Source organism: Sediminihabitans luteus (assembly GCF_002797595.1).
GTDB lineage: Bacteria > Actinomycetota > Actinomycetes > Actinomycetales > Cellulomonadaceae > Paraoerskovia > Paraoerskovia lutea.
In genome coordinates this window covers 48,056-66,437 of sequence record NZ_PGFE01000002.1, presented here as the reverse complement: position 1 = coordinate 66,437, position 18,382 = coordinate 48,056, and the positions used below count along the sequence as shown (strand labels likewise).

At 73.2% G+C, this 18,382-nt stretch carries 19 protein-coding genes and 3 tRNA genes; 5 read left to right on the top strand and 17 right to left on the bottom strand.

Features of this window, described 5'->3' with window-relative positions; all coding sequences use genetic code 11:
- Positions 1–306: a DUF6191 domain-containing protein gene (locus tag CLV28_RS06420; RefSeq protein WP_100422507.1), complete on the bottom strand. Its 306-nt coding sequence runs from the start codon at positions 304–306 to the stop codon at positions 1–3.
- A gap of 216 nt (positions 307–522) precedes the next feature.
- Between CLV28_RS06420 and CLV28_RS06415 the strand changes: the two genes are divergently transcribed.
- Positions 523–1,170: an AMIN-like domain-containing (lipo)protein gene (locus tag CLV28_RS06415; RefSeq protein WP_170062634.1), complete on the top strand. Its 648-nt coding sequence runs from the start codon at positions 523–525 to the stop codon at positions 1,168–1,170.
- A gap of 1 nt (position 1,171) precedes the next feature.
- On the opposite strand, the gene CLV28_RS06410 is transcribed toward CLV28_RS06415, so the two are convergent.
- The 8 genes from CLV28_RS06410 to leuC all read right to left on the bottom strand — a co-directional run bounded on the left by CLV28_RS06410 (position 1,172) and on the right by leuC (position 9,187).
- A complete protein-coding gene (locus CLV28_RS06410; protein WP_100422505.1) occupies positions 1,172–2,218 on the bottom strand; it encodes an NAD(P)H-dependent glycerol-3-phosphate dehydrogenase in 1,047 nt (348 codons plus the stop codon).
- Positions 2,215–2,940 (bottom strand): lysophospholipid acyltransferase family protein, encoded by a 726-nt coding sequence (locus CLV28_RS06405; protein WP_239073373.1) that lies wholly within the window; start codon positions 2,938–2,940, stop codon positions 2,215–2,217. Before CLV28_RS06405 ends, CLV28_RS06410 begins: the two co-directional genes overlap by 4 nt.
- A 22-nt stretch (positions 2,941–2,962) precedes the next feature.
- On the bottom strand, positions 2,963–4,279 hold the full coding sequence (gene murA, locus CLV28_RS06400; protein WP_100422503.1) for a UDP-N-acetylglucosamine 1-carboxyvinyltransferase: 1,317 nt from the start codon (positions 4,277–4,279) through the stop codon (positions 2,963–2,965).
- 117 nt (positions 4,280–4,396) lie between these two features.
- Positions 4,397–5,617, bottom strand: coding sequence for a Dyp-type peroxidase (locus CLV28_RS06395; protein WP_100422502.1), 1,221 nt, complete (start codon positions 5,615–5,617; stop codon positions 4,397–4,399).
- Positions 5,617–6,222: a copper chaperone PCu(A)C gene (locus CLV28_RS06390; RefSeq protein ID WP_100422501.1), complete on the bottom strand. Its 606-nt coding sequence runs from the start codon at positions 6,220–6,222 to the stop codon at positions 5,617–5,619. Before CLV28_RS06390 ends, CLV28_RS06395 begins: the two co-directional genes overlap by 1 nt.
- Before the next feature lie 91 nt (positions 6,223–6,313).
- Complete coding sequence (locus CLV28_RS06385) at positions 6,314–6,937, bottom strand: hypothetical protein (RefSeq protein ID WP_100422500.1); 624 nt, start codon at positions 6,935–6,937, stop codon at positions 6,314–6,316.
- A 99-nt stretch (positions 6,938–7,036) separates the two neighbouring features.
- Positions 7,037–7,675: a 3-isopropylmalate dehydratase small subunit gene (gene leuD, locus CLV28_RS06380; RefSeq protein ID WP_100422499.1), complete on the bottom strand. Its 639-nt coding sequence runs from the start codon at positions 7,673–7,675 to the stop codon at positions 7,037–7,039.
- Positions 7,676–7,705: 30 nt separating this feature from the next.
- Positions 7,706–9,187, bottom strand: a complete 1,482-nt coding sequence (gene leuC, locus CLV28_RS06375; protein ID WP_100422498.1) for a 3-isopropylmalate dehydratase large subunit — start codon at positions 9,185–9,187, stop codon at positions 7,706–7,708.
- Between the two features lie 131 nt (positions 9,188–9,318).
- Here leuC and CLV28_RS06370 point away from each other — a divergent pair, with 131 nt between their 5' ends.
- The 3 genes from CLV28_RS06370 to CLV28_RS06365 all read left to right on the top strand — a co-directional run bounded on the left by CLV28_RS06370 (position 9,319) and on the right by CLV28_RS06365 (position 11,249).
- Positions 9,319–10,038 (top strand): IclR family transcriptional regulator, encoded by a 720-nt coding sequence (locus CLV28_RS06370; RefSeq protein WP_100422497.1) that lies wholly within the window; start codon positions 9,319–9,321, stop codon positions 10,036–10,038.
- Positions 10,039–10,155: 117 nt separating this feature from the next.
- Positions 10,156–10,323 carry a hypothetical protein gene (locus tag CLV28_RS15645; RefSeq protein ID WP_170062633.1) on the top strand — a complete coding sequence of 56 codons (168 nt, stop codon included), beginning with the start codon at positions 10,156–10,158 and terminating at the stop codon, positions 10,321–10,323.
- Positions 10,324–10,343: 20 nt separating this feature from the next.
- Positions 10,344–11,249, top strand: coding sequence for a PH domain-containing protein (locus tag CLV28_RS06365; RefSeq protein ID WP_203968303.1), 906 nt, complete (start codon positions 10,344–10,346; stop codon positions 11,247–11,249).
- A 332-nt stretch (positions 11,250–11,581) separates the two neighbouring features.
- Here the strand turns inward: CLV28_RS06365 and CLV28_RS06360 are convergent.
- The 4 genes from CLV28_RS06360 to CLV28_RS06345 form a co-directional block, all read right to left on the bottom strand.
- Positions 11,582–11,654: transfer RNA gene (locus tag CLV28_RS06360), tRNA-Glu, on the bottom strand.
- 64 nt (positions 11,655–11,718) lie between these two features.
- Positions 11,719–11,791: transfer RNA gene (locus CLV28_RS06355), tRNA-Glu, on the bottom strand.
- 87 nt (positions 11,792–11,878) lie between these two features.
- Positions 11,879–11,950, bottom strand: a tRNA-Gln gene (locus tag CLV28_RS06350).
- 170 nt (positions 11,951–12,120) lie between these two features.
- A complete protein-coding gene (locus CLV28_RS06345) occupies positions 12,121–13,032 on the bottom strand; it encodes a LysR family transcriptional regulator (RefSeq protein ID WP_100422496.1) in 912 nt (303 codons plus the stop codon).
- A gap of 69 nt (positions 13,033–13,101) precedes the next feature.
- Here CLV28_RS06345 and CLV28_RS06340 point away from each other — a divergent pair, with 69 nt between their 5' ends.
- The gene (locus tag CLV28_RS06340; RefSeq protein WP_100422495.1) at positions 13,102–14,214 is read left to right on the top strand and encodes a YeiH family protein; all 1,113 of its coding nucleotides are present in this window, start codon (positions 13,102–13,104) and stop codon (positions 14,212–14,214) included.
- Between the two features lie 84 nt (positions 14,215–14,298).
- Here CLV28_RS06340 and CLV28_RS06335 read toward each other — a convergent pair whose 3' ends face one another.
- Genes CLV28_RS06335 through CLV28_RS06320 form a run of 4 tightly spaced genes read right to left on the bottom strand, consistent with a single transcriptional unit; the run spans position 14,299 to position 18,270 of the window.
- Positions 14,299–15,042: an HAD family hydrolase gene (locus CLV28_RS06335; protein WP_100422494.1), complete on the bottom strand. Its 744-nt coding sequence runs from the start codon at positions 15,040–15,042 to the stop codon at positions 14,299–14,301.
- A complete protein-coding gene (gltX, locus tag CLV28_RS06330) occupies positions 15,042–16,538 on the bottom strand; it encodes a glutamate--tRNA ligase (protein ID WP_203968321.1) in 1,497 nt (498 codons plus the stop codon). Before gltX ends, CLV28_RS06335 begins: the two co-directional genes overlap by 1 nt.
- 45 nt (positions 16,539–16,583) lie before the next feature.
- The gene (locus CLV28_RS06325; RefSeq protein ID WP_100422492.1) at positions 16,584–17,363 is read right to left on the bottom strand and encodes a fumarylacetoacetate hydrolase family protein; all 780 of its coding nucleotides are present in this window, start codon (positions 17,361–17,363) and stop codon (positions 16,584–16,586) included.
- Between the two features lie 34 nt (positions 17,364–17,397).
- Positions 17,398–18,270, bottom strand: a complete 873-nt coding sequence (locus tag CLV28_RS06320; RefSeq protein WP_100422491.1) for a methyltransferase domain-containing protein — start codon at positions 18,268–18,270, stop codon at positions 17,398–17,400.
- Between the last annotated feature and the right edge of the window lie 112 nt (positions 18,271–18,382).

Genomic DNA, 18,382 nt, shown 5'->3' with positions numbered 1-18,382 from the left:
TCAGCCCTGGTGGGGCCGCTCGACCCCCAGGACGACGACACCGCTGTCCAGGTCGATCTCACCCTGGCCCGGGTCCGAGTCCGGCCGCTGGGCGATGTCGAGCCGCCGACGCTCCTTCTCCTCGACGAGCGTCGTCGCGCTCGGGTGGAAGATCGCGACGAGCTCGCCGAGGGCGCCGGACGCACCGGAGCCCGAGCCCTCGTCGTGCGGGCGCGTCAGCACCCGGCCCCGGGAGAGCCTGTCGATCGCGAGTGCGACGAGCACGAGGAGCGTGAGCGGCGCGACCCATCCGAAGACCTGTTCCACAAGGCCGAGACTAGGGCGTCGGCGCACCGGCTGCCGGACCGAGACCGCTTCGGTGCCGGACCGTGACCGCCGCGCGCCGCCCGGCTCGGTAGAATCAGACGAAGAGGGCATCTGTTGCGGCTCTCCCGGAATCCGGGGAGGAACGTCATGGAACTGGCGTCGACGACCCCGCGGCGCGTTCGGGCTCGAACCGTCAGGCCGGTCGCGCATGCGGTCGTGGTGATCGCGTGCCTGGGTCTGCTGGTCGCGTGCGACGAGGGTGACGGCCACACCGCCGACCCGAGCGACGAGACCACGTTGGCGTCATCAGGGGCGCCGCTCGGAGCGCCGTCCGACGACACCGCGTCCGGCCCGAGCACCCCGCCGACCAGCGCGCCCGTCGACGGGGACGAGGACGCCGGACCCACGAGCGGGGCCGAGGCGGGGTTCACCGCCGACACCTCGCCGGACGAGGCGACGGCGTCGGACGACGCGTTGCTGACCGTGACCGACGTCCGCGCGGCCGTGCACGACGGCTACGAGCGCGTCGTCCTCGAGCTCGGGGGCACCGGGACGCCGGGCTGGCGGGCCGAGTACGTCGACGAGGCCGTCCAGGACGGCAGCGGGAACGTCGTCGACGTCGCGGGCGGCGCGATCCTGTCGGTGCAGCTCTCGGGCACGGGCTACCCGGTCGACACGGGCCTCGACGAGTTCTCGGGCGACCCGCTGGCGTCGACCTCGACCGACCTCGTGACGGACGTGGTGCTCGACGGGACGTTCGAGGGCTACACACAGGTGTTCGTCGGGCTCGACGAGGTCCACCCGTTCCGCGTGTTCCTGCTCGAGGACCCGGTGCGCGTCGTGGTCGACGTGCGCACCGACTGACTCAGGCGACGCTCTCGGCCTTCTGCGGCCGTGACAGCAGCGCGCGCGCCATGTCGTCGACCGGCAGGCCCTCGTGCAGCACCGCGAACACGCCCGCGGTGATCGGCATGTCGACGCCCGCCTTGCGCGCGAGGTCGAGCACCGAGCGGCACGACTTGACGCCCTCCGCGGTGCCGCCCGTCGCGGCGATCGCCTCGTCGAGGCTCAGGCCCTGGCCCATGTGCTTGCCGAGCGTGTGGTTGCGCGAGAGCGGCGACGAGCACGTCGCGACGAGGTCGCCCATGCCGGCGAGCCCGGGGAACGTCGCCGGGTCGGCCCCCAGGGCGAGCCCGAGGCGCGTGATCTCGACCAGGCCGCGCGTGATGATCGTGGCGGTCGTGTTGAGCCCGAAGCCGCGACCCTGCGCCATGCCGACGGCGAGCGCGATGACGTTCTTGACCGCGCCGCACAGCTCGACGCCGATCACGTCGGCGTTGGTGTAGGGGCGAAAGTACCCGGTCGTGCACGCCGCGGCGACGAGCGCCGCGGTGCCCGGGTCGGTCGAGGACACGACGGTCGCGGTCGGCTGGTGCTCGGCGATCTCGCGCGCGAGGTTCGGCCCCGAGACGACCGCGATGCGGGACTCGGGGAGGGCGAGCGCGTCCGCGACGACCTCGCTCATGCGCTCGTCGCTCGTGAGCTCGACGCCCTTCATGAGCGAGACGGCGACGGCGTGCGGCTCGACGTGCTCGCGCAGCGCGGCGAGCGTCTCGCGCGCCGACTGCGACGGCACCGCGACGACGACGATCCCGGCCCCGGCGAGCGCGTCGCGCGCGTCGGTCGTGGCGCGGATCCCGTGCGGCAGCTCGATCCCCGGCAGCCGCTTGTCGTTGCGGCGCTCGGTATTGACCTGCGCGACGACGTCAGGGTCGCGGCCCCAGAGGCGCACCTCGCAGCCCGCGTCGGCAAGCACAGCCGCGAAGGTGGTCCCCCACGAGCCCGACCCGAGGACGGCCGCGACGGTCCGGGGCGTCCCGGGCTGGCGGTCGATGGTGCCGGGCTGCGTCATGAGTCCTCCGTGGTCGGGCGCGAGCGGGGGTCGTACGGTGCGGGCGGCGCGGGCACGCCGCGGATCCCCGCCTCGAGCTCGGTGATCGCCCGCATGATGCGTGCGGTCGCCTCCTTGAGCGTCGGCCCGTCCTGCGGCCGGTCGTACAGGTCGTCGAGGACGACGGGCGGCCCGGCGTGGACCGAGACCTTCTTGCGCGGCCACGGCCGGAACTTGTTGGAGTAGGGCGCGAGGATCTGGTGCGCGCCGAACTGCGCGACGGGGACGACCGGCGTCCGCGACGTCAGCGCGAGACGCGCGACGCCCGTCTTGCCGACCATGGGCCACATCTCGGGGTCCTTGGTCACCGTCCCCTCGGGGAAGACGGCGACGCACTCGCCCGCCTCGAGCTGCTCGGCCGCGAGCGTGAGCGACGCGAGGGCCTCGGAGCTGCCGCGACGCACGGGGATCATGCCGGTGTTGCGCAGCACGCGACCGACCACAGGCACGTCCCACAGCGAGTGCTTGGCCATGATCTTCGGCGCCCGCCCGGTGTCGTACAGGTAGTGCGCGAACGTGAGCGGGTCGAACTGCGTCACGTGGTTCGCGGCGACCACGAGCCCACCGGTCGCGGGGATGTTCTCCTGCCCCTGCCAGTCCTTGACGACCATCGAGGACAGCAGCGGGCGCAGGAAGAACCCGAGCGCGCGGTAGGTGCGGGATTCAGGATGGGCTTTCGGCACGGTCAGACAGACTACCGGGTCGTCAGTCGCGCGAGACGTCGGCACCCAGGGCGAGCAGCTTGTCGCCAAAGTGCTCGTACCCGCGGTCGATGAGCCCGATGCCCCGCACGGTCGACGTGCCCTTCGCGGCGAGCGCCGCGATGAGGTGCGAGAACCCGCCACGCAGGTCCGGAACCTCGATGTCGGCCGCGGCGAGCGGCGTCGGACCGGAGATCACCGCGGAGTGGTGGAAGTTGCGCTGCCCGAACCGGCACTCGCCGCCACCGAGGCACTCCTTGTAGACCTGGATCGTGGCGCCCATGCCGCGCAGCGCCTCGGTGAACCCGAAGCGGTTCTCGTAGACCGTCTCGTGCACGATCGACAGGCCCGTGGCCTGCGTGAGCGCCACGACGAGGGGCTGCTGCCAGTCCGTCATGAAGCCCGGGTGCACGTCGGTCTCCAGCACGATCGAGCGCAGGTCGCCGCCCGGGTGGTAGAAGCGGATCCCGTCGTCGCGCACCTCGAACTCGCCGCCGACCTTACGGAACGTGTTGAGGAAGGTCATCATCTCGGGCTGCGTGGCCCCCTCGACGAGCACGTCGCCGCCCGTCGCGAGCGCGGCCGACGCCCACGACGCGGCCTCGATCCGGTCGCTCAGCGCGGTGTGGTTGAAGCCTTCGAGACGGTCCACGCCCTCGATCCGGATCACGCGGTCGGTGTCGACCGAGATGATCGCGCCCATCTTCTGCAGCACCGCGATGAGGTCCATGATCTCGGGCTCGATCGCCGCGTTGCGCAGCTCGGTGATGCCCTCGGCCCGCACCGCGGTCAGCAGCAGCTGCTCGGTCGCGCCGACCGACGGGTAGGGCAGGCTGATCCGCGTGCCCTGCAGGCGACGCGGGGCACGGATGTGGATGCCCTGCTCGCGCTTGTCGACGACGGCCCCGAACTGCCGCAGGATCTCCAGGTGGTAGTCGATGGGCCGGTCACCGATCCGGCACCCGCCGAGGTCGGGGATGAACGCCTCGCCGAGCCGGTGCAGCAGCGGGCCGCAGAACAGGATCGGGATGCGCGACGACCCGGCGTGCGCGTCGATGTCGGCGACGTGCGCGGACTCGACGTCGGTCGGGTCGAGCACGAGCGTGCCCGCCTCGGCATCCGCGTCGACCCGCACGCCGTGCAGCTCGAGGAGCCCCGTGACCACGCCGACGTCGCGGATCTGCGGCACGTTGCGCAGCACGCTCGGCGACTCGCCGAGCAGCGCCGCGACCATCGCCTTGGACACGAAGTTCTTCGCGCCCCGCACCCGCACGGACCCGGACAACGGCGTCCCGCCGTTCACGTACAGCACGTCAGCCATGGGATACCTCGATCGTCGTCGGTGGGGGCGGCCAGCGTCGATTATCCACCCGCGACCGCGCGATCCGTCGCATCTCCGGGGCCGGAGGCGTGACGGATCGCACGGTCGCGGGTGACCTCAGGCCTCGAGCAGCCGCTGACCCACGTACTCCCCCGACCGCGCGCCGCCCGGCACGTAGAAGACCGCCGAGCCGATCGGCGTCGTCCACTCGTTGAGCAGGTCGAGCTCGTCGAGCCGACGCTGGATCGGCACGAACTGGGCGTCGACGTCGCGTTGGAAGGTCGTGAACACGAGTCCCGAGTTGCTCAGCCGCCCCGGCGCGGGCGCGTCGTCGTAGTTGTACCCGCGGCGCAGGAACCGCTCCGCGGTGTTCTCCGAGCGCGCGCGCCGGATGTGCGCGAACGGCCCGATGACCGTCAGGCCGTTGGGACCCTTCGCGTCGAGGTCGGGCTCGTCGTGCTCGCGCGTGCCGGTCAGCGGCGCCCCCGTGTCGAGGCGGCGCCCGACCGCCTTCTCGCGGCCGTCGCGGTCGAGCTCGTCCCAGGTGTCGAGGTTCATCGCGATCCGTCGCACGACCATCGACGTGCTGCCCGCGTGCGCCGGCCCCGCGTCGTCCGACGACCACACGAGGGCGGGCTCGACGCCCACGTCAGGGTTCCGGGTGCCGTCGACCTGGCCCATGAGGTTGCGCATGGTCGTGCCGGACGGCGTGGTGCCGGGCGCGTGCCGGAACCCGCGCTGGACCCACCGGACCGTCGTGAACGTCCGCGCGTCCTTGACCAGCAGCCGCACCGCGTGCGAGACCGTGACCTCGTCGTCGGCGCACACCTGGAGCACCAGGTCTCCGCCCGTCCACGCGTCCTCGAGGCGGTCCACGCCGAAGGCCGGTAGCGGGCGCAGCCAGCCCGGCGCGCGGTCCGCGAGCCCGGCGGCCTCGAAGACCCGCGGGCCGTACCCGAACGTGACCGTGAGCCGTGCGGGCACGGCCGCGAGCTCCTTCTCCTGGTCGGCGAGCCCCGGGGTGCCTGCCATGAGCCGTTCGGCGTCGTCCGTCCAGATCCGCATGAGGCGCACGAGCGCGTCCCGGTCGAACCCGTCGACCAGGTCGAGCGCGACGAACGCCGCGAACGCCTGCGGGCGCGTCGTGACGCCCGGCTGCCGCTCCCCGCGGAACGCGACGGTCGCGCGCCCCGCGGCGTCGTCCGGTGCCGCCGCGTCCGCCGGGTCGGCGGTCGCCGCGTCCACGACCGCCCGGCCGCCCAGCGCCAGGGCGGCACCGCCGAGCACGGCGGCGCCACCCTGGAGGAACGACCGACGGCTCGTCCCGTCGGCCGGCATCAGTGGTCGTCGCCCGCGTCGGTCGCGCCGTCGGTGCTCATGTCCATGTCGCCCATGTCGTGCCCGGCGTGCTCCGTGTCGTCCTCGCCGTACGTCTCGTTCGCCCCCGTGTAGGTGCGCCCCGCCGCGGCGAAGTCGAGCGTCGAGCCGTCGTCGAGCGTGAGCGTGACCTCGACGTCGTCGCCGGGCAGGATCGGCTCGGTCACGCCCATGATCATGATGTGGTCGCCGCCCGGCTCGAACGCCAGGGTGCCGCCCGACGGGACGACGAACCCGCCGTCCTTCTCGACCATGGTCATGCTGCCGTCGTCGCCCATGGTCATGGTGTGCAGCTCGGCGGTCGGGCTCGCGTCGGTCGTCGCCGAGACGATCGTGACGTCCTCGTCGGAGTCGTTCGTCACGACGCCGAACGCCGCGGTCATGCCCTCGTCGGTCGCCTTGACCCACGTGTCGGCGATGCTCAGCGACGCGGCCTCGTCGCCGCCGGTCGCCGCGTCGGCGTCCGCGCCGCACGCGGCGAGGGTCGCGACCAGCCCGAGCGCGGCCACGGCCGCGGCGGAGCGGCGGACGGCGGACGTGCGGGCAGGGGTGTGCTGGGTGTTCACGGAAGTCGTCTCCAGGGTGCGCGAGGAGCCGCGGGGGCGGACGCCGCCACGGCAGGTCGGGGCGACCGCGGGACCGGACGGGTGGGTCGGGTCAGGCGGCGGCCGGAGCCGCGACCGGCGGACCGCGCGGGGCCGCGCACGAGAGCACGCCGGCACTCGCGCGCACCCGGGAGACGATGCAGGACACGACCGTGCGCGCGCTGCGCACGGCCGCCACGGACCAGACGGCGATCGCGGCGCGCACGAGCCCCGCGAGCCACTGCAGGGCGGCCCGCGCGGCGGCGTCACCGCGGGCGATGACGACCGCGGCGACCACGGTCGCGCCGACGTGCGCCGCGAGCATCCAGGCGCTCGTGTGCATCCCCGACGCGGCCTGCGCGTCGCCGAGCGCACCCACCTGGGCCGCGACCTGCGCGTCCGTGAGGTGGTGCACGCGCTCGGCGGCGACGGGCACGGGCGCGGGCATCGCGAGCGCCTCGAACCCCCGGTGCAGGGCAAGCTGCATGCCCGCCATGGCCGGGACCACCACGCCGACGTGGAGCGGGAGGCGGGCGACCAGCGCGGCGACCGCGAGCGTGAGGCTCGTCAGGGCCGCCATCGCGAGCAGGCCCGGCAGCATGCCGCCGGCGAGCACGTGCGCGCCCGCGCCGGACGCGAGGACGACGGAGGAGACCAGGGCGGTGCGCACCAGGCGCACGGCGGTCGTCGTCTCCACGGCGCCCAGGGTACGCGCACCGCGCACGTGCGGGAACCCGCGCCCGGGACGCACGACGGCCCGCCCCCGGGGAGGGGACGGGCCGTGGCGGGTGCGGCGTCAGACGACGGGGCGCGCCGCCTCGATCTCGACGGGCGGCAGGTGCTTGGCCGGCAGCGTCTTCGGGCGCCACGAGGCACGGTTGGCCTCGAACTCCGAGATGTCGGCCTCGTGCTGCAGCGTGAGGCCGATGTCGTCGAGGCCCTCCATGAGGCGCCAGCGCGTGTAGTCGTCGACCTGGAAGCGCACGGTCACGTCGTCGGCGGTCGCGGTGCGCTCGACGAGGTCGACCGTCACCTCGGTGCCGGGGCGGGTCTCGAGGACCTTCCACAGCAGCTCGACGTCCTCCTGCGCGACGATCCCGGCGAGCAGACCCTGCTTGCCCGAGTTGCCGCGGAAGATGTCGGCGAAGCGCGACGCGAGGACGACCTTGAAGCCGTAGTCCTTGAGCGCCCACACGGCGTGCTCGCGCGAGGAGCCGGTGCCGAAGTCGGGGCCCGCGACGAGCACCGAGCCCGACGAGTAGGCGGGCTGGTTGAGCACGAACGACTCGTCACCGCGCCAGGCCGCGAAGAGCGCGTCCTCGAACCCGGTGCGCGTCACGCGCTTGAGGTAGACCGCGGGGATGATCTGGTCGGTGTCGACGTTGCTGCGGCGCAGCGGCACGCCGACCCCGGTGTGGGTGGTGAACTTCTCCATGGTGATGCTCCAGTACGTGTGGGGGTCGGCTCAGACCTGGACGAGGGCCGCGGGGTCGAGCGGGGCGAGCGGCGTGCCGTCGAACGACGTGATGTCGACGTCGGCGGGCAGGTCGAGGTCCGCGAGGGACGAGAGCGTGCCGCGGATCGCGGTCGCGGCGGCGACGAGCGGCGACACGAGGTGCGTGCGCCCGCCCTTGCCCTGACGGCCCTCGAAGTTGCGGTTCGACGTCGACGCCGAGCGCTCCCCCGGCGCGAGCTGGTCGGGGTTCATGCCGAGGCACATCGAGCAGCCGGCGTTGCGCCACTCGGCACCGAAGTCGAGGAAGATCTGGTCGAGCCCCTCGGCCTCGGCCTGCAGGCGCACGCGGGCGGACGCCGGCACGACGAGCACGCGCAGCGAGTCGGCCTTCTTCTTGCCCTGCACGACCTTGGCGACCGAGCGCAGGTCCTCGATGCGCCCGTTGGTGCACGAGCCGATGAACACGGTGTCGATCGCGAGGTCGCGCAGCGGCGCGCCGGGCGTCAGGCCCATGTAGGCGATCGCGTTCTCGGCCGCGACGCGCTCGTTCTCGTCGGCGATCTCGGCGGGCACGGGGACGTTCGCCGAGATCGGCAGGCCCTGGCCGGGGTTGGTGCCCCAGGTCACGAACGGCTCGAGGTCGGAGGCCTCGAGCACGACCTCGGTGTCGAACGTCGCGTCGTCGTCGGTGCGCAGCGTGCGCCAGTACTCGACCGCGGCGTCCCAGTCGGCGCCCTCGGGCGCGTGCGGGCGGCCCTTGAGGTACTCGAACGTGGTCTCGTCGGGGGCGATCATGCCCGCGCGCGCACCCGCCTCGATCGACATGTTGCAGATCGTCATGCGGGCTTCCATCGAGAGCTTGCGGATCGCCTCGCCGCGGTACTCGAGCACGTAGCCCTGGCCGCCGCCGGTGCCGATCTTCGCGATGATCGCGAGGATGATGTCCTTGGACGTCGCGCCCGGGGGCAGGTCGCCGTTGACGGTGATCGCCATGGTCTTGAAGGGTGCGAGCGGCAGGGTCTGCGTGGCCATGACGTGCTCGACCTCGGACGTGCCGATGCCGAACGCGAGCGCGCCGAACGCGCCGTGCGTCGAGGTGTGCGAGTCGCCGCAGACCACGGTCAGGCCGGGCATCGTGAGGCCGAGCTGCGGCCCGACCTGGTGCACGATCCCCTGGTCGGCGTCGCCGAGCGAGTGGATGCGCACGCCGAACTCGGCGGCGTTGGCGCGCAGCGTGTCGATCTGCGTGCGGCTCGTGAGGTCCGCGATCGGCTGGTCGATGTCCAGCGTCGGGGTGTTGTGGTCCTCGGTCGCGATCGTCAGGTCGGGACGACGCAGCCGGCGCCCGGCGAGGCGCAGGCCCTCGAAGGCCTGGGGGCTCGTGACCTCGTGGATGAGGTGGAGGTCGATGTAGAGCAGGTCCGGTGCACCGTCGCTCCCCTGTCGTACGAGGTGCGCGTCCCAGACCTTCTCCGCCAGCGTCCCGGCCATGATGTTCCTTCCTTGCAGATGTCGCCGCGATCCGCGAGATCTAGCCCTTCGCAGTACGCAAAGCTCGTGAGGGTCGAAACTCGCAGCGTCCCGGACTTGCATCTCACGAGTCGAGACGCCAATATCGACCTATGGACAATACTAGCGGAGTCGGCGTGCTGGACAAGGCGGCGTCCGTCCTGGGCGCCCTCGAGTCCGGCCCCGCGACCCTCGCACAGCTCGTGACCTCCACGGGACTGGCCCGACCGACCGCCCACCGCCTCGCCGTCGCGCTCGAGCACCACCGCATGGTGGCCCGCGACATGCAGGGCCGGTTCGTGCTCGGCCCGCGCCTCAACGAGCTCGCCACGGCCGCGGGCGAGGACCGCCTCCTCGCCGCCGCGAACCCCGTGCTCATGGCCCTGCGCGACCACACGGGCGAGAGCGCCCAGCTGTACCGCCGCCAGGGCGACCACCGCATCTGCGTCGCCGCGGCCGAGCGCCCGGTCGGCCTGCGCGACTCGATCCCCGTGGGGGCGACGCTCACGATGCACGCCGGCTCGGCCGCACAGATCCTGCTCGCGTGGGAGGAGCCGGACCGCCTGCACCGCGGCCTGCGCGAGGCGAAGTTCACCGCGACGATCCTCTCGGGCGTCCGACGTCGCGGCTGGGCCCAGTCCGTCGGCGAGCGCGAGCTCGGGGTGGCCTCGGTCTCGGCGCCCGTGCGCGGCCCCTCGGGTCGCGTCGTGGCTGCCGTGTCGATCTCGGGCCCCGTCGAGCGACTCACTCGCCAGCCCGGCCGCCTGCACTCGGGCAGCCTGGTCGCCGCCGCGAACCGCCTGACCGAGGTGCTGCGCCGCTCGGGCGAGTGAGCCGGCCCTCGGGCATGCGGGACGCAGGTCCCCGAATCGCCGGAAACGGTGCAGCGTGACGATGCACCCGGATGGGTACACTTCCAGCGCGCACCTACCCCCGAGCGAGGAGCTCACATGCCTCCCAAGGCCCGCTTGGCCCTGACGTGGATCGTGATCGGCTTCCTCGTCTACGCCGTCGTCAAGAGCCCGGACAAGTCCGCAGGTGTCATCAAGGGCATCTGGGACGTCATCGCGATGGCGTTCGCGAGCATCGGTACGTTCTTCCAGACCCTCATCAGCTGAGCCGAGGGGGCTGAGCGATCGTGCCCGAGACCGCCGAGAACGTCCGGCTGCACCGTCGCATCCTCACGCGCTACATCCTGCCCAACGAGCGCGTGGTGGTCGCCACGCGTCGGCACTGGGCCGTGATCCTCCCAGAGACCGCGCTCGTCGCGGTCTCGTTCGTCGTCGTCGGCCTCGCCGCGACCGCGCTCAGCGGGCCGACGGGCGGGCAGGGCGACGTCATCTGGTTCCTGTGGCTCGCGCTCGTGCTGCACTGGGTGTGGCGGATCTTCGAGTGGCGCACCGAGTGGTTCGTCGCGACCGACAAGCGCCTGCTGCTCGTGTTCGGCCTCATCACGCACAAGGTCGCGATGATGCCGCTCGGCAAGGTCACCGACATGAACTACTCGCGCTCGATCCTCGGGCGAGTGCTCGGCTACGGGCAGTTCCTGCTCGAGTCCGCCGGGCAGGACCAGGCGCTGCGCCAGATCGACTACGTGCGCGCCCCCGACGCGACCTACCAACTCCTGTGCGACACGCTCTTCAACCCCGGCGGATCGCGCAAGGACGACGCCCCCGACGACGAGGACGAGGGCCCGTCGGACCGCGACGAGCCCCGAGACCCCCCGGGCCCCGGCGGCCGCGGCCGGGCGTCCACCCCGGGAGCACCGACCGTGCGCCCCGTGCCCGTCGGCCCCGAGCCGGTCGTCGTGCCCGGACGCACCGGCGGCACACGCGTCGGACGCCGCGAGCCGACCGCCCCGGTCCCGCACGGACCCGTCCACCGGCCGGCGTCCGCCACCCCGCCCGCTCCGCCGCGCCCCGGGCGCCACGTCGGCTCGCCCGCGACCCAGCCCGTGACCGCGGACGACGACGCGCGGGGCTGGGACACGTCGTCCGAGTCCCGCTCGACCTACGTGCACCTGGGCGAGGACCCCCGGCCGTAGCGCGGCCGCCGCGCCCGCAGCTCCACCGCCGGCCCGCCGCCGAGCGCCGGTGCCCCACCGTCGGCAGCCGGTGCCCCACCGCCGACCGCGTCATCTGTCACGGTTTCGGCCGGAAATCCGTTACAGATCGCGCGGTCGGCGGCGGGTTGCGACAGATGGCGCGGTCGGCGGTGGAGCTGCGGTGACGAGCACCGAGAGCCAGGCACTGGGCACCGGGAGTCGGGAGTCGAGGCAGCGAGAGCCGGGGACGACGTCGAGGCAGCTTGAGCCGGGTACGACGAAGGCCCGGCACCTTCGGGTGCCGGGCCTTCGTGCCGCGCGTGCGGCGTACGTACCCCCAACGGGATTTGAACCCGTGTTACCGCCGTGAGAGGGCGGCGTCCTAGGCCGCTAGACGATGGGGGCCAGGACGTCCCGCAGCCGAGGCTGCCGAACGACATGCATCGCGCCACCGAGGTGGAGCGACTCGTACCCCCAACGGGATTTGAACCCGTGTTACCGCCGTGAGAGGGCGGCGTCCTAGGCCGCTAGACGATGGGGGCCTAAGCGCGAACATCCGAGGATGCCGTGCCGGTGAGAACTCTAGCGCAACCGCTCCGGCGGACCGGACGAATGCTCAGCGCTCTGCGCTGGGGTACCAGGACTCGAACCTAGACTAACTGGACCAGAACCAGTCGTGCTGCCAATTACACCATACCCCAATGGTCCGACCTGTCCGGTTCTGACCGCCAACTCGCGGCCGTTTCCGGTGGTCTCACCGAGCGAGAACATTACCGGGTCGGACGCCTGCCACCAAATGCGCGACCGGGGCTGTGACCAGCGACACCTGCCGCACCCTCCGCGGCGGCCGCACGGCACTTCGCTCGGGCGCTCACCGCATCGCCGCGGCCACGATCCGGCGCGCGGTCGCGCTGAGCTCGACGCCGTCACGCCACACGACGCGCAGGCGTCGCACGAGGTCCAGCCCGGGCACGGGCACGCGCACGAACGTGCCGTGCGTGACGTCGTCCGCGACCGTGAGGGACGACAGCACGGCGACCGCTCCCCCGTGCCGCACGGCGGTCTTGACCGCGGCGGTCGAGCCCAGGTACGGCAGGTGGGCGGGCAGCCGGTCACCCGTGGCGACCAGCGCGCGCTCGAGCGTCTCGCGCGTGCCCGACCCGCGCTCGCGCACCACGAGCCCGCCGGCCACGAGCTCGGCGGGCGTCACGGACCGCCGTCGCGCCCACGGGTGCTCGGCGGCCACGACGCACACGAGCTCGTCACGCGCGAACGTGCGCGACCTCAGCCCGCGGCGCACCGTGCCGCTCTCGACGAAGCCCAGCTCGACGTCGTCCGCCACGACGAGCTCCATGACCTCGCGCGAGTTGCGCACCACGAGCTCGACGTCGGGCCGGTCCCCGCCGGCGGCGAGCGACGCGAGCCAGCGGGGTGCGAGGTACTCGGCGATGGTGAGGCTCGCGGCGAGGCGCACGCGCGCGCTCGGCGCGCTGCGCAGGGCCTCGACGCTGTGCTCGAAGCGGTCCGAGGCGTCGATGACGTCGCGCGCCCAGGCCGCGGTCGCGTGCCCGGTCTCGGTCAGGTGGGTGCCGCGCGTCCCGCGCGCGAGCAGGTCGAGGCCGAGCGCTCGCTCGAGTCGGCGCAGGCCAGCCGAGGCGGTCGGCTGCGAGACGCCGAGCGCGCGGGCACCCGCCGAGATCGACCCGTGCAGGTCGGTCGCGACGAGCAGCTCGAGCGCGGCGAGACTGGTCCGCTCGGCACGGGACGACGCACGAGTCTCCATAGACCCAGACTATGGCTCCGAAGGGGATCCGGCCTACCGGACGCGGCGCGCGCCCGGCACGGTGGAACCATGACCGCCACCAGCACCCGCCCCACGACGGCGCCCGCCCACCAGGCGCCGCACCCCGTGCTCCGTCGCCGACTCCCCGGCGTGCTCGTCACCGTCGTCGCCGCGCTCGCCGTCCTGTGGGTCGCGCACCTGACCCCGACGATCTCGCCGCTCGTGCTCTCGCTGCTGCTGGGCGCGGTCATCGGGTCGCTGGTGGGCGCACGCTCGCAGCCGACCGGCCGTCGCGGTGCGTTCCTCGGCGCGACGCGCGCGGGCACCGACTGGGTCGCCTCGACCGTGCTGCGCGTCGCCGTGGTGCTGCTCGGTCTGCAGCTGTCGATCCCGCAGATGCTCGCGCTGGGGTGGCAGGGGCTCGTCGTCATCGTCGTCGCCGTCGGCGCGACGTTCAGCGCGACGCTGCTGATCGGTCGGTGGCTGCGCGTGCCGCGCGTCACGACGCTGCTGGTCGCGACCGGCTTCTCGATCTGCGGGGCCGCCGCGGTCTCGGCCATGAAGGGCGTGGTCGACGACGCTCCCGGCAGCACGGACGACGCCGCGTCGGTCGCCGAGCGCGACGACGCCCTCGCCGGAGCCCTCGCGCTCGTGACGATCTACGGCTCGCTCGCGATCTTCGTGGTGCCGTGGCTCGCCGGGCTGATCGGACTGGACGACCACCAGGCCGGGCTCTGGATCGGCGCGAGCACGCAGGAGGTCGCGCAGGTCGTCGCCGCGGCCGGGACGATCTCGGCGACCGCGCTCGCGACCGCGACGGTCGCCAAGCTCGCGCGCGTCGCGCTCCTCGCCCCGCTCGTCACGGGCGCCGGGATCGTCGCCGCGCGTCGCGCGCCCGTGGCGGACGACGGCGCAGCCCGCCCGCGCGCCCGTGTGCCGTGGTTCGTGGTCGGGTTCGTGGTCGCGGTGCTGGTGCGCAGCACGGGCGTACTGCCCGACGCCTGGGTCACGGGCGCGACGCACCTCGCGACGTGGCTGTTCGTCGCCGCGATGTTCGCGATGGGGCTCGGCGTCGACCTGCCGCACCTGGTGCGCACGGGGCGGCGGGTGCTCGCGCTGGGCGCGCTGTCGTGGCTCGTGATCCTCACGGTCTCACTCACGGGCGTGCTGCTGCTCACCTGAGGCCGACCACCGGCACGACGGCCCGCCCGCACGGCGGCCCGCCTCCCGGCACGATGCCGCCCGATCACGCCACGGCAGCGCTGCTCACAGCCCGAGCGCACCGCCCAGCTCGGCGAGCCCCTCGACGATCGGGATCCCGTCGGCCCGCGCGACCGCGGCGCTCTCGAGGTGCGGACCGCCGCGCCGCGTCCCGGGCCGGTCGAGCCACACGCCCACGAGGCCGGCGGCCCGCGCAGCGCGCGCGTCGACGTCGAGCTCGTCACCCACGTACGCCGTGCCCGCCGGGTCGGTGCCGAGCCGGCGGCAGCCCTCGACGAACACGCGCGGGTCGGGCTTGCCGAACCCCAGGGTGTCGACGCCCACGAGCACCGGCACGAGGTCGGCGAGCCCCGCGCGCGCGAGCTTACGTGTCTGCTGCTCGACGGGCGCGTTGGTCACCGCCCCGACACGCACGCCTGCGGCGAGAAGGTCGCGCACGGCGTCCGCGGCGTCGTCGAAGGCGCGCCACGACGCCTCGAACGTGCCCCAGAACAGGTCGTTCCACGCGGCGTACCCGTCGGCGCCGAGCGGTGCGCCGCCGAACGCGGCCTGGAGCTCCTCCGCGCGTGCCGCGCGCTGCTCGTGCGCCGTGACCTCGCCGCGCGTGTACGCGCGGTAGTGCCCGTGCGGGTCGGCGCGCCACAGCGCGAGCACCTCGCCGTACCGCTCGTGCGGCAGGGCGCGCAGGTGCACGCGGGCGACCGCGTCGATCGCGTGCGCGAACGCCGCGCGGGTGTCGACGAGCGTGTCGTCGACGTCGAGCAGGACGCCGACGACGCGGGCGGGCATCAGAGAGTCGCGCGCAGCGCCGCGAGGCGGGCGAGCGTCGAGGCCTTGCCCAGCAGCTCCATCGACTCGAACAGCGGCGGCGAGACGCGGCGGCCCGAGACCGCCACGCGCAGCGGCGTGAACGCGAACCGCGGCTTGATCTCCATGCCCTCGACGATCGCGGCGCTCAGCGCGGCCTGGATCGGCTCGGCCGTGAAGTCGTCGAGCGCGTCGAGCGCGGCCGCGGCGGCGTCGAGCACCGCGGGCGACTCCTCGCGCAGGGCCTTGCGGGCGTCGTCCTCGACGGTCAGCGCGTCGTCAGCGGTGAACAGGAACCCGAGCATCCCGGTGACCTCGCCGAGCAGCACCATGCGCTCCTGGACCAGGGGCGCGGACGCCGTCAGCAGCGCCTGCGTCGGCGCGTCGAGGTCGGCGAACGACGTCGCGGGCACGAACCCGCCCGCGTGCAGGTAGGGCACGAGCCGGTCGCGGAAGTCCTCGGGCGCGAGGCGGCGCACGTGCGTCGCGTTGATCGCCTCGGCCTTCTTGAGGTCGAACCGCGCCGGGTTCGGCAGCACGTCGGCGACGTCGAACGCCTCGACGAGCTCGTCGACCGTGAAGATGTCGTTGTCGGGCGAGATCGACCAGCCGAGCAGCGACAGGTAGTTGAGCAGCCCCTCGGGGGTGAACCCGCGCTCCCGGTGCAGGAACAGGTTCGACTCGGGGTCGCGCTTGGAGAGCTTCTTGTTGCCCTCGCCCATGACGTACGGCATGTGGCCGAACTCGGGCACCTCGGAGCCGACACCGATCTCGACGAGCGCGCGGTAGAGCGCGATCTGGCGCGGGGTCGAGCTCAGGAGGTCCTCGCCGCGGAGCACGTGCGTGATGCCCATGAGCGCGTCGTCGACGGGGTTGACGAGCGTGTACAGCGGCTGGCCGTTGGCGCGCACGATCGCGTAGTCGGGCACCGTGCCGACCTTGAACGTGATCTCGCCGCGGATCAGGTCGGTGAACGTGACGTCCTCGTCGGGCATGCGCAGGCGCAGCACGGGCTCGCGGCCCTCGGCCCGGAACGCCGCACGCTGCTCGTCGGTGAGCGTGCGGTCGAAGTTGTCGTAGCCCTTGGTCTTGATCCCGGCCGCGGCGTTGCGCGCGTCGGACTCCTCGGGCGTCGAGAACGACTCGTACACGAACCCGCCGGCCACGAGCTTCGCGATGACGTCCTGGTAGAGGTCGGCACGCTCCGACTGGCGGTAGGGCGCGTGCGGGCCGCCGACCTCGGGCCCCTCGTCCCAGTCGAGGCCGAGCCAGCGCAGCGCGTCGAGGAGCTGGTCGTAGCTCTCCTGCGAGTCGCGCGCGGCGTCGGTGTCCTCGATGCGGAACACGAACGACCCGCCCGTGTGGCGCGCGTAGGCCCAGTTGAACAGGGCCGTGCGGATCAGCCCGACGTGCGGCGTCCCGGTCGGGGACGGGCAGAAGCGGACGCGGACGGGCGAGGTGCCGGGTGCAGGGATCACGCCGTGCAGTCTAGCGAGGGCCGCGGACCGCGACGTCCGCGTGCGTCAGCGGCGCACGACCGGGTTGCTGAGCACCCCGAGCCCCTCGACCTCGCACTCGACGCGGTCGCCCGCGTCGATGCGCCCCACGCCCGCGGGCGTGCCCGTGAGGATCACGTCGCCCGGGAGCAGCGTGAACGCCTCCGAGATGTACGACACGAGGAACGGGATATCGAAGATCATGTCGGCCGTGCGGCCGTCCTGCTTGGTCTCGCCGTTGACGCGCGAGCGGACCGCGACGTCCTCGACGTCGAGCTCGGTCTCGATCCACGGGCCGAGCGGGCACGACGAGTCGAAGCCCTTGGCGCGGGCCCACTGCCCGTCGGTGCGCTGCGCGTCGCGCGCGGTCACGTCGTTGGCGACCGTGTAGCCCAGGATGTACGCGGGCGCGGCCTCGGGCGTGACGTCCTTGGTGAGGCGGCCGATCACGATCGCGAGCTCGGCCTCGTAGCTCGCCTCCTGCGTGAAGTCGGGCAGGACGATCGGGTCGTCCGGGCCGACCACCGACGTGTTGGGCTTGAAGAACAGCAGCGGCGACGTCGGGACGTCGTTGCCCATCTCCTTGGCGTGGTCCGCGTAGTTGCGGCCCACGGCCACGACCTTCGAGCGCGGGATCACGGGGGCCAGGAGTCGGACGCCGTCCCCGAGCTCGATCCGCTCGCCCGTCGGCATGGCCGGCTGGTAGAGCGGGTCGCCGCTGAGCACGGCCAGGAACGTGCGGTCCCCCTCGTCCTGGACGAAGGCGTAGCGGGGGTCGTCTCCGGTGGTAAATCTCGCGATGCGCACGGGGTCAGCCTACCGACCCCGTGCGCGTCGGGGCTCAGACCCGCGCGAGCACCTCGCCGTGCAGCACCGCGAACCAGCCCGCGGGCTCGGCCGCCCAGCGCAGCCAGTCCTGCGCGAGCTGCTCGAGCGCGACGTCGTCCGCGAGCGCCGACTCCTTGGCCTGGACGGCGAAGTTCGAGGCGATGCAGCGCTCGGCCCAGAGCCCGCCCCACCACTGGCGGTCGGCGGGGGTCGAGTAGCACCACACGCCCGCGGAGGGGGTGATCTGCTCGGGCGCGAAGCCCGCGTCCTGCGTCCAGGCCAGCAGGCGGCGTCCGGCGTCCGCCTCGAAGCCGTACGCGCGCGTGACCTCGTGGTAGAGCTCGTTCCACTCGGTGAGTCCGTGCGAGTCGGGGTACCACGTCATCGCGGAGTAGTCGGACTCGCGGCACGCGACGACGCCGCCGGGCTTGGCGACGCGCTTCATCTCGCGCAGGGCCGCGACGGGGTCGGACAGGTGCTGGAGCACCTGGTGGGCGAAGACGACGTCGAACGTGTCGTCGGCGAAGGGAAGCTCGTACGCGTTGGCCTGCTGGAACTCGACGTTCGTCACGCCCTTGGTCGTCGCGAGCTCGCGGGCGCTCTCGAGCACCTTCGCGGACGCGTCCACGCCGATCACGCGGCCCCCGCCGACGTGCCCGGCGAGGTCGACGGTGACCGTCCCGGGGCCGCAGCCGACGTCGAGCAGGGTGGCGCCGTCATGCAGCGACGACAGGAGGAACGCGGCCGAGTTCTCGGCGGTCCTCCAGCGGTGCGAGCGCAGGACCGACTCGTGGTGGCCGTGCGTGTAGGACTCGGACTCCTTGGAGGGTGTGCTGCCGTGGGCCCCGGTGGGGGCGTCGAACGGCTCGGTGGGGGAATCGGTCATACCTGAAAGGTAGGTCGCCGGGGCCGTGGGAACGATCTCGTTCTCACATGGTGGCCGGTCGGACGACGCATGGCGGCCCTGGGCGAGGCTCGTGGCGCACGATTCCGCCGAC

Excerpts from the sequence above, each read along its gene's own strand:
- CLV28_RS06410 (WP_100422505.1), bottom strand. The coding sequence starts at position 2,218 with ATGACGCAGCCCGGCACCATCGACCGCCAGCCCGGGACGCCCCGGACC.
- murA (WP_100422503.1), bottom strand. The coding sequence starts at position 4,279 with ATGGCTGACGTGCTGTACGTGAACGGCGGGACGCCGTTGTCCGGGTCC.
- CLV28_RS06395 (WP_100422502.1), bottom strand. The coding sequence starts at position 5,617 with ATGCCGGCCGACGGGACGAGCCGTCGGTCGTTCCTCCAGGGTGGCGCC.
- leuD (WP_100422499.1), bottom strand. The coding sequence starts at position 7,675 with ATGGAGAAGTTCACCACCCACACCGGGGTCGGCGTGCCGCTGCGCCGC.
- leuC (WP_100422498.1), bottom strand. The coding sequence starts at position 9,187 with ATGGCCGGGACGCTGGCGGAGAAGGTCTGGGACGCGCACCTCGTACGA.
- CLV28_RS06370 (WP_100422497.1), top strand. The coding sequence starts at position 9,319 with ATGGACAATACTAGCGGAGTCGGCGTGCTGGACAAGGCGGCGTCCGTC.
- CLV28_RS15645 (WP_170062633.1), top strand. The coding sequence starts at position 10,156 with ATGCCTCCCAAGGCCCGCTTGGCCCTGACGTGGATCGTGATCGGCTTC.
- CLV28_RS06345 (WP_100422496.1), bottom strand. The coding sequence starts at position 13,032 with ATGGAGACTCGTGCGTCGTCCCGTGCCGAGCGGACCAGTCTCGCCGCG.
- CLV28_RS06340 (WP_100422495.1), top strand. The coding sequence starts at position 13,102 with ATGACCGCCACCAGCACCCGCCCCACGACGGCGCCCGCCCACCAGGCG.
- CLV28_RS06335 (WP_100422494.1), bottom strand. The coding sequence starts at position 15,042 with ATGCCCGCCCGCGTCGTCGGCGTCCTGCTCGACGTCGACGACACGCTC.
- CLV28_RS06320 (WP_100422491.1), bottom strand. The coding sequence starts at position 18,270 with ATGACCGATTCCCCCACCGAGCCGTTCGACGCCCCCACCGGGGCCCAC.